7 protein-coding genes and 3 pseudogenes are annotated in these 8,516 nt (G+C 59.4%); 4 read left to right on the top strand and 6 right to left on the bottom strand.

Annotation, left to right across the window (positions count from 1 at the left end):
• Nucleotides 1–82 precede the first annotated feature (82 nt).
• The 3 genes from MO767_RS30570 (at nucleotide 83) to MO767_RS30560 (ending at nucleotide 3,326) form a co-directional block, all read left to right on the top strand.
• Nucleotides 83–1,756 carry a nitrite/sulfite reductase gene (locus MO767_RS30570; protein WP_282483574.1) on the top strand — a complete coding sequence of 558 codons (1,674 nt, stop codon included), beginning with the start codon at nucleotides 83–85 and terminating at the stop codon, nucleotides 1,754–1,756.
• Nucleotides 1,753–2,232 carry a DUF934 domain-containing protein gene (locus MO767_RS30565; protein ID WP_282483573.1) on the top strand — a complete coding sequence of 160 codons (480 nt, stop codon included), beginning with the start codon at nucleotides 1,753–1,755 and terminating at the stop codon, nucleotides 2,230–2,232. The genes MO767_RS30570 and MO767_RS30565 overlap by 4 nt, the downstream gene beginning before the upstream one ends.
• 125 nt (nucleotides 2,233–2,357) lie before the next feature.
• On the top strand, nucleotides 2,358–3,326 hold the full coding sequence (locus MO767_RS30560) for a hypothetical protein (protein ID WP_282483572.1): 969 nt from the start codon (nucleotides 2,358–2,360) through the stop codon (nucleotides 3,324–3,326).
• A 175-nt stretch (nucleotides 3,327–3,501) separates the two neighbouring features.
• Here MO767_RS30560 and MO767_RS30555 read toward each other — a convergent pair whose 3' ends face one another.
• The 6 genes and pseudogenes from MO767_RS30555 to MO767_RS30530 all read right to left on the bottom strand — a co-directional run bounded on the left by MO767_RS30555 (nucleotide 3,502) and on the right by MO767_RS30530 (nucleotide 8,182).
• Nucleotides 3,502–5,853, bottom strand: a complete 2,352-nt coding sequence (locus tag MO767_RS30555; protein WP_282483571.1) for a tetratricopeptide repeat protein — start codon at nucleotides 5,851–5,853, stop codon at nucleotides 3,502–3,504.
• Nucleotides 5,854–5,961: 108 nt separating this feature from the next.
• A pseudogene (locus MO767_RS30550) lies at nucleotides 5,962–6,334 on the bottom strand (spermidine synthase); the annotation flags it as partial.
• 36 nt (nucleotides 6,335–6,370) lie between these two features.
• Nucleotides 6,371–6,559 carry a hypothetical protein gene (locus tag MO767_RS30545; RefSeq protein ID WP_282483570.1) on the bottom strand — a complete coding sequence of 63 codons (189 nt, stop codon included), beginning with the start codon at nucleotides 6,557–6,559 and terminating at the stop codon, nucleotides 6,371–6,373.
• Nucleotides 6,556–6,777, bottom strand: a complete 222-nt coding sequence (locus MO767_RS30540) for a hypothetical protein (RefSeq protein WP_282483569.1) — start codon at nucleotides 6,775–6,777, stop codon at nucleotides 6,556–6,558. Before MO767_RS30540 ends, MO767_RS30545 begins: the two co-directional genes overlap by 4 nt.
• 10 nt (nucleotides 6,778–6,787) lie before the next feature.
• Nucleotides 6,788–7,483, bottom strand: a pseudogene (locus tag MO767_RS30535) (hypothetical protein).
• A gap of 273 nt (nucleotides 7,484–7,756) precedes the next feature.
• Nucleotides 7,757–8,182, bottom strand: a complete 426-nt coding sequence (locus MO767_RS30530; RefSeq protein WP_282483568.1) for a YciI family protein — start codon at nucleotides 8,180–8,182, stop codon at nucleotides 7,757–7,759.
• A gap of 74 nt (nucleotides 8,183–8,256) precedes the next feature.
• Between MO767_RS30530 and MO767_RS30525 the strand changes: the two are divergent.
• Nucleotides 8,257–8,427, top strand: a pseudogene (locus MO767_RS30525) (polyketide cyclase); the annotation flags it as partial.
• Nucleotides 8,428–8,516 lie beyond the last annotated feature (89 nt).

The raw sequence follows: 8,516 nt of genomic DNA, 5'->3' as shown, positions 1-8,516 counted from the left end.
GCTACGCAGCCGCACGCAGCCTCGCGGTGCTCGACAGCTGCTACGGGGCAGAGCGTGCGATCAATCCTGATGAGGTAGCCACATGTATCAGTACGATGACTATGACCGGGCCCTGGTCTTTGAGCGGGTCGCGCAGTTTCGCGATCAGGTCGAACGCTTCATGGCGGACGAGTTGAGCGAAGAAGAGTTCCTGCCGCTGCGTTTGCAAAATGGCCTGTACATGCAAAAACACGCCTACATGCTGCGCGTGGCGATTCCTTACGGCACGTTAAGCGCGCTGCAGATGCGTACGCTTGCGAGCATCGCCCGGGATTACGATCGCGGGTACGGCCACTTCACCACCCGGCAAAACATGCAGTTCAACTGGATCGAACTGGCCCAGGTACCGGACATTCTCGAGCGCCTGGCACAAGTGGAAATGCACGCGATCCAGACCTCCGGAAACTGCGTGCGCAACATCACCACCGAAGCCTTTGCCGGGGTGGCGGCGGACGAAATGATCGACCCGCGGCCGCTGGCGGAAATCTTGCGGCAGTGGTCGACCATCAACCCGGAGTTCCTGTTCCTGCCGCGCAAGTTCAAGATCGCCATCTGCTCGGCGGAACAGGACCGGGCGGCGATCATGATGCATGACATCGGCCTCTATCTTTACCCGGGTGACGACGGGCAAATGCTGCTGCGGGTCATCGTCGGCGGCGGGTTAGGGCGCACGCCGATCCTTGGTTTGCAGATTCGCGAGGGGTTGTCGTGGCAGCATTTGCTGTCCTACGTCGAAGCGGTGCTGCGGGTCTACAACCGCCACGGTCGGCGCGACAACAAATACAAGGCGCGGATCAAGATTCTGGTCAAGGCGCTAGGCATCGAAGCCTTTGCCCGGGAAGTGGAGGAGGAGTGGCAGTACCTCAAGGACGGCCCTGCGCAGTTGACCGACATTGAGTATGAGCGCGTGGCCAGTGCCTTTGTGCCACCGGACTACCGCGCTCTGGCGGACACCGACCTCGACTTCGGCACACGTCTTTCCGAAAACCCGGCCTTCGCCCGTTGGGTGTCGCGCAACGTTCAGCCGCACAAAGTGCCGGGCTACGCCAGTGTGGTGCTGTCGACCAAACCGGGCATTGCCGCGCCGCCGGGTGATGTCACGGCCGAGCAGATGGAGGCGGTGGCCGACTGGTCCGAGCAGTTCGGTTTTGGTGAAATTCGCATCGCCCATGAACAGAACATTGTGTTGCCCGACGTGCCCAAGGCTGATCTCTACACGCTCTGGTGCCTGGCCTGCGAACAGGGCCTGGGCTGCGCCAACATCGGTCTGCTGACCGACATCATCGCCTGCCCCGGCGGCGACTTCTGCGCGCTGGCCAATGCCAAGTCGATCCCCATCGCGCAAGCCATTCAGGCACGCTTCGAAGACCTCGACTATCTGCATGATCTGGGCGACATCAGCCTGAACATCTCCGGTTGCATGAACGCCTGCGGCCACCACCACATCGGCAACATCGGCATTCTTGGGGTCGATAAGAACGGCAGCGAGTGGTACCAGATCACCCTCGGTGGGGCTCAGGGCAAGAACAGCGCATTGGGCAAAGTCATCGGCCCGTCCTTCAGCGCCGCCGAAGTGCCCGGGGTGATCGAGCAGATCATCGCCACGTTCGTCAATTACCGCGAGAGCGAGGAAGTGTTCGTCGACACCTTGCAGCGCATCGGTCTGGAACCGTTCAAAGAGCAGGTCTATCCGAAGCTGCTGGAGGTGTCGGCATGAACAATTTGCTGCGGCTGGAGGAGGGTGTGGCGCGGATTGTCGCTGATGATCCCTGGACCCTGGTCAGGGATGTCAATGATGAATGGCCGGCGGGTGCAGTGATTCTGCCGTTGGCCTGCTGGCTTGAAGGTCCACCGCAAAATGGCGTGTGGTTGGGGCCGGACGATGAGGTGGAAAGTCTCAAACCGTGGTTTTCACACCTGCCGCTGATTGCCCTGGATTTTCCGAGCTTCCGTGATGGTCGCGGTTACAGCCAGGCGTACTTGCTGCGCACTCGATTGGGCTGGACGGGCGAGTTGCGCGCAGTCGGCGATGTACTGCGCGACCAACTCAGCCACATGCGTCAATGCGGGTTCGACAGCTTTGCGGTGCGTGAGGACAAATCCGCCGAAGATGCGCTCAAGGGGCTGGCCGGGATGAGTGTGCTGTATGGGCGTTCGGTGATTGAGCCGCGGCCGTTGTTCAGGCGGCGGTAAAAAAGACAGCTCCTACGCGGTCGGTGTAGGAGCTGCCGCAGGCTGCGATCTTTTTGCTTTGGGCAGCGATGGCACTTTGGTAGAGTCCGCACCTCATAAGGGAGTCGTACCGAAAGGAGTCTGGTTTGAGTGTGGGCAAGAAGATTTTAGGGTTAACCGCGTTGCTGCTGATGTTGACCCTGTGGGGCGGTTATTTTTATGTGTTCCAGGAAAACCGCGGTGGGCAGTTGGGTGGTGCGTTCGACAGTTACGCATGGTGCGGCACGCCACCGGCCGCTGATGCGCTGTCGCTGGGCAAGGATCAGCTGACCCTGCGCATCACCAACAACCTGCGTGGCGAGTTCCTGCTCAGCGGCGCGGTGATTGTTTCCGAGCGTACTTTCAACCGCTACGACCTGGGCCGTAACGAACTGCGCCTGCGCCTGGAACCGCTGCAATGGTCCTACGGCACCACGCCGATTTTCCTCGAACAGGTCAGGATCAAACCCCTGAGCCGTAACCTCGCCTCAGACAACAAAAGTGCCTACGCGGAGCTCGAGCCGCGACCGATTGGCGTACAGGGACGCGCCACCGAGTTTCCCTTCGACACCTACCGCTATGGCTACAAACCGGTGCTGTATTACCTCAAGAGCAATGAGCGCATCGACTTGCGCTTCCGCCACATCACTACGGTGATGGAGATGTCGAACACCTTTTCGCCCATTAAGAAGTACAACCGGGTTGAGTACATCAACGAGAAAAACTCGCTGGTTCGCGACGAGGATTACAAGCCTTACGCCGCCAACGAATGTGCGTTCAGCGTCGAGCGCAAAGGCTCGTTCAAGGTGATTGTATTGCTGTTATTGCTGGTGATTTGCCTGCCGCTGATGCACGTGTTTTATCGCGACGAGCCGGGCATTGATTTTCTCGCCACGCTGGTGGGTATCGGTGCAGTCCGGATATTGCTGATGGGGCCGTTGCAGGACTTTCAGCTCTACAACATCGACTTCCTGTTCGGCGCTGCGATTCTGCTGGTGGGCACGGTGTCGTTGATCAAGGCGATGCGGGCGAACAGTCGACGGGAGTTGGCGCTCAAAAGCGGTTCGTCCTGGTGATGCCACCGTCTATGTAGCAGCTGCCGAGCAGCGCGAGGCTGCGTTCGGCGACGAAGTCGTTGTAAACCCTGCAAACGCGGTTTTCCTGTAAACCGTATCGCCTGATTTCACGACGACTTCGTCGCTGAACGCAGCCTCGCGCTGCTCGGCAGCTGCTACAGGCCTGGCGCAAGGGTCATTTCAACGCCGGATCCCCCATGTTCATTTTCTTCCAGCCCTGCAACAGCACCTGCGCCTTGGGCTCCTGCCCGTTTTCCAGGTAGTACTGGATCAACGACAACCGCGCATTGCGATTGACCGGTTGCACTTTCAGCAGCCGCTCCAGCTCTTGGCAGGCCTCATCGACCTTGCCGCTGTCGTGCAACGCCACCGCCAACACGTAACCGTACTGAGCGTTCTGAGGTTCCAGTTGCGCGGCTTTGCGCAGGGCCGGCATGGCCTGGGCGGATTTGCCCGCGCGCACCAGGGAAAGGCCTTGAGTATGTTGCAGCAGGGCGGCATCCGGATGTTCTTTCAGGCTCTGCTCCAGCAGCGACTGAGCTTCCTGACTGCGTCCATTCGCCTCCAGCCATTGCACCAGCGTCACCAGCGCCGGGTAGAAATCCGGATCGCGCTTGAGGGCGGTGCGCAGCAGCGCTTCGACTTCGCCGCTACGACCGCTGGCTTGATAGAGCATGGCCAGGTTGAGGTTGGCTTCGGCGCGTTCAGCCAGGCTTTTCTGGACCGCCTCGTATTCGGCGATGGCCGCATTCCAGTTGTCCTGGGCGTTACCCAAGCCATTACGAGCCACGCTCAGCAGATCCCGGGCCGCGACAATTCGCACAGCCTTCACCGGGTCACCCAGCAACGGCGTCAGCAGCGACGCCCGCTCCGGCGGCGGCAAGAACGCGCTGATCGCCCGAACGGCGCTTTCACGCACTTGCGGTGCCGGGTGGCTCAAGTCCTTGGTAGCCAGTTTCAACGCCTGTTCGCTTGGGTACAGCGGCAACTCAGCGAGCAGGGTCGCGCGCTGAATCGCTGGCAAGTTGCTGCGTTGAAGCTGTTCGTACAAGGCATGTGCCGCGCCGGGCTGACCATTGCGAATCAGCCACAGGCTTTCGTCGTAACGCGGTGCCTGCGCGGTGGTGGTGTTCCAGAGTTTGAATTGCTCGGTGACCTTGTCGCCCGCCTTGCCTTGGTGACAGGTCAGGCAAGCGTCCGGTGTGCCGAGTTTTTTCGCTCGCTCAGGGTTGGGGATGCTGAAACTGTGGTCATGCCTGAAGTCATTGCCCATGTAGAACTTGCCGGGCATGTGGCAATCCACGCACTGCGAACCCGGTTGGCCCATGGTGTGGCGGGTGTGTTCGATGGAATCGTAGTTCTTCGCTTGCAGCCCTTTGCCGTCGACGCCGTCCACCGAAGTCTTGCCGGCGGTGTTGTGGCATTGCAGGCAGACACCGTTGCCCGGCGCCTTGAGTTCGGTGCTGTGCGGGTTGTGGCAGTTGCTGCAGCGCACGCCCCTGTCGAACATTTTGCTCTGGGCGAAGGAGCCGTGTTCGAACACTTCGTCCTTGATCTTGCCGTCCAGCGCGTACAACTCGCGGGTCAGGGTGCTCGGCAGGTAGTCATCCATCAAGCGTTTGCCAGTGGTGAAGCCGTCGCCCAATGGCGCGCGGCGCGAGTGGCAGCGGGCACAGGTTTCGATTTCTACAGTGGCGTTCTTGTCCTTGAGGTCGACGGCAAAACCGGCATGGATCAGGTCACCCTTTTTTGCTGTCCATTCCAGGTGATTGGAGGCCGGGCCGTGGCAAGCCTGACAGCCGACTCCGAGGCTGTTCCAGTGACTGCCGAAGGTGTTTTTCGCGGCATCAAAGTTGCGTTTGTAACCGGTGGTGTGGCACTCGACGCACATGAAGTTGGCGTTCTGGCTCGGCTTGCTCCAGTGCAACGGGTCTTTGAAGTTCACACCCTGGCCCGGATAGAGGTGAAACCAGCGGTGCTTCTCGGTATCCCAGGCCACGCCGAGGGCTTGCAACCGACCTTCGCCGACCTCGATCAAATATTGCTGCAACGGTGCGATGCCGAAGGTGTAGGCGACCTTGAAGTCGGCATTCCTGCCGTCAATGCCAGGGGTGTTGACCCAGAACCCGCCGTCTTTGCGGGAGAAACGGGTGGTTTCGTTTTCCGCTTTGAAGGTGACGTTATTGAAGTCGCCCAGCATCGTCTCGGCATTGGCTTCCTGCATTGCCAATTGGTGATGGGAACCTTGCCAGTCCTTGACCTGCTCGCTGTGGCAGCCTTGGCATTGTTGCTCATCGACCATCGTTGCCGGCGCCACGGCGACCGGTTGCGGTTTGGCCGGCTGAGTGACCGGCGTACTGACAGGCGCATAAGTCACGGCGACCGGTTTGCTGCTGAACAGAAACCAGCCGATCCCTGCTATGGCCAACAGCAAAACGCCGAGCGTGACGGGAAACAGGTAACGGTTAATCAAGGTCGGTGGCGAATCAGGGTTTGTCTGTACCGCTTTATTTTTATGTTTCGGCATTGCGACTTCCATAGTCCGGGTGCGTTTGCCGTCAGGCGCGCGTGCAAGCTTGACGCAGCTTTGCCGGATGGCCGGCGTCTGTCAAATGACGATCGTGGAGGCGCTGCATCACTTCCCGACAAACCACCGAAAATAAGGATTCCCGCCATCCCCGCGCATCACCTCGCGAATATCCCTGGCCCACGCGTCGCGGTCACCGTCATAAGCATGCAGGCTCGCCCGATAAAACTGCATCAGGCGTTGCTGGTGTGCGTTCATCCGCTCGTTGAAAACCGCATCGGCATTCACCAGCGGTGGCGCTATACGCAGGTCCAGCAGGGTCGGCAGTACGCGGCTGATCGTCGGTCACCGGTTGGGCGTTGGCGGCGAAACGCTCCAGGCCCGCACGATCGGTGACCCAGGTCGAGAGCAACGCTGCAGCGGAGCCAATGCCCACGTCCTGCAAGGTGCTGCGCACGGTGTCCTGTTGGAAGCGCTGGCTGGTTATTCATAAAACTTCCTTATTGGAACTTGGGCGTCATTCCACGGTCGTGATGTCGTCGAGTTTCCAGCTTTTGTCGAAATAGGCTTCGGTGGGCGCGTACAGGCGGAAATAGCTGAACCAGTGTTTGCCCGGCACGGTTTGCACCCAGTTGTTCTCGAAACCCTTGCCCTTGCCCTTGGCCGGGTCCGGATCGAGGGCGCAAAGACCCACCAACACGTTCATCGTTTCCGACTTGGCGAGGTAATACTTGCCAGAGTCGGCCAGTGGCTCGGCACCCGGTGGCAGTACCAGATACTTGCCGCCCCTGCCTTTGTCCAGGCCGGCAGTTCGCCTTCCATCGCGATCTTGCCGATCCGCGTATCCAGATCCTGGGCGCCGACACCGCAACTGACGAACATGGTCATCAGGCTGAAACCGGCTGCGCGAATTGCACCGTGCATAGAAAAGTCCTTATTTGCCAAACGTGACGTTGATCCCGGCGTACAGCGTGAACTGCGGCAGGCCATCGCCTTTGCGTTCCACGATCCACTGAGGTTAGACGAAAGCATTGAGAATATTGGAACCGGATTTCCACACTTTTCCGCCACCCAAACCGAGTGGGGTGTAATGGGTGTCGTTTTTCAGGTCGAACGTCCAGGTGCCGGTCGAACGCCAATACCAACCTCTGGCCAGGTTGTGAATGATGAAGGGCTGCATCGTTGCGGTTCCGACGTGGGCGCGATCGTGGTCGCCGGCGAAAGAGCTCTGGTACTGCACCAATGCGCCGAGCAGGCCGCGCGGCGATGAATCAATCGCAATGGCCGCCAGGCCGGCCTGCCATTGGCCAGTGCCCAGTTCGTCCTGATCGGCGGTGGGTGCGGTGATTTGCGGACCGATGCCCAGCTGCACACCGTCAGTCTTGAGCAAGAAGATATCGAAAATATTCAGATCACCTTCGCCCGTGCTGTAGCCGCCGTTTGGATCGGGGCGAGTGCTGATCGGCACGGTGGCACGCAGCAATTGCGGCACACCAATAACGTCGCCGGGCGCCAGGTTCAACGGGTTGTTACTTTTGTTGGCCGTGTCGGCGTTATCCGCGTGGGCATAAACGACAGGCGCTATTGATGCCGCCAATAGAAAGGCGTGTGCTCCCGAATTGTTCGACATGAATCCCCCCGTTCCTTCGTGGCTCATTGGACAACTCGGCACTTGGCGGCCGTTACTGCGTAAAACTCTTTCCTATCAAGCCTGTAGGACACGTCTGTTGAAGCGAGCAGCTGACGCCGGGTTCGCCAGTCGAAGGGGGAATATTTGGTTTTTTTGTACACGCTTGAGGGGACTTGTGTGTACTAAAAAGTTAATGCGAAACAGGGGGGGGATTTCGACGGACTGCTAGATGTGGCGAGAGGACAAGCCCCTTCGCCACAATAATCGGACTATTCAGCGCTTCTTCACCTGCGCACGCAGCCGCTCTTCCTGCTCCCGCAATTGCGGTGTGAACTCGTCCCCGAAATCTTCGGCCTCGAATACCTGACGAATCTCGATCTCGGCGTCGGTGCCTGGCATCGGATTGGGGCAGCGCTTGACCCAGTCGATCGCTTCCTGTTTCGACTTCACCTGCCATATCCAGTAGCCGGCGATCAGCTCCTTGGTTTCGGCGAACGGGCCGTCGATCACTGTGCGTTTGTCACCCGAGAAACGCACGCGAGCGCCTTTACTGCTTGGCTGCAGGCCATCGCCCTCGATGAAGATGCCGGCCTTGACCAGTTCCTCGTTGTAGTTGCCCATCGCGGTCATCAGTTCCTCGCTGGGCATCACACCCGCCTCGGAATCCTGGCTGGCTTTCACAATGATCATGAATCGCATGGTTTTATCTCCGCTGGATGTGAGTGATTCACTGATTAGTCGAATGGCCGTCGCCTGAATCGACAGCGCTGGCTGCCTTTCGTCATGAACACCGGGTTGCGGCCGGCGAGGGCGGTACGCTGTACACCGACCGTGTGACGTATTCGGCTATCGGTGGCGCGTTAACAGAAGCGCTACTGGTGAATGCTTACATGCGCCGGATTTTTGAGGTGTGGCACCGCAATATGCTGCGGTTGTTGAGATAGTGTGCATGCATCCGATCCTGTGGGAGCGAGCTTGCTCCGGGCGGCGTTCCGACGATAGCGGTGTACCAGTCGACACCCATTTTGAATGT

Source organism: Pseudomonas sp. UYIF39 (assembly GCF_029963765.1).
GTDB lineage: Bacteria > Pseudomonadota > Gammaproteobacteria > Pseudomonadales > Pseudomonadaceae > Aquipseudomonas.
Note: the sequence above shows the minus strand (reverse complement) of the source record. Positions and strands in the feature narration are given on the sequence as shown.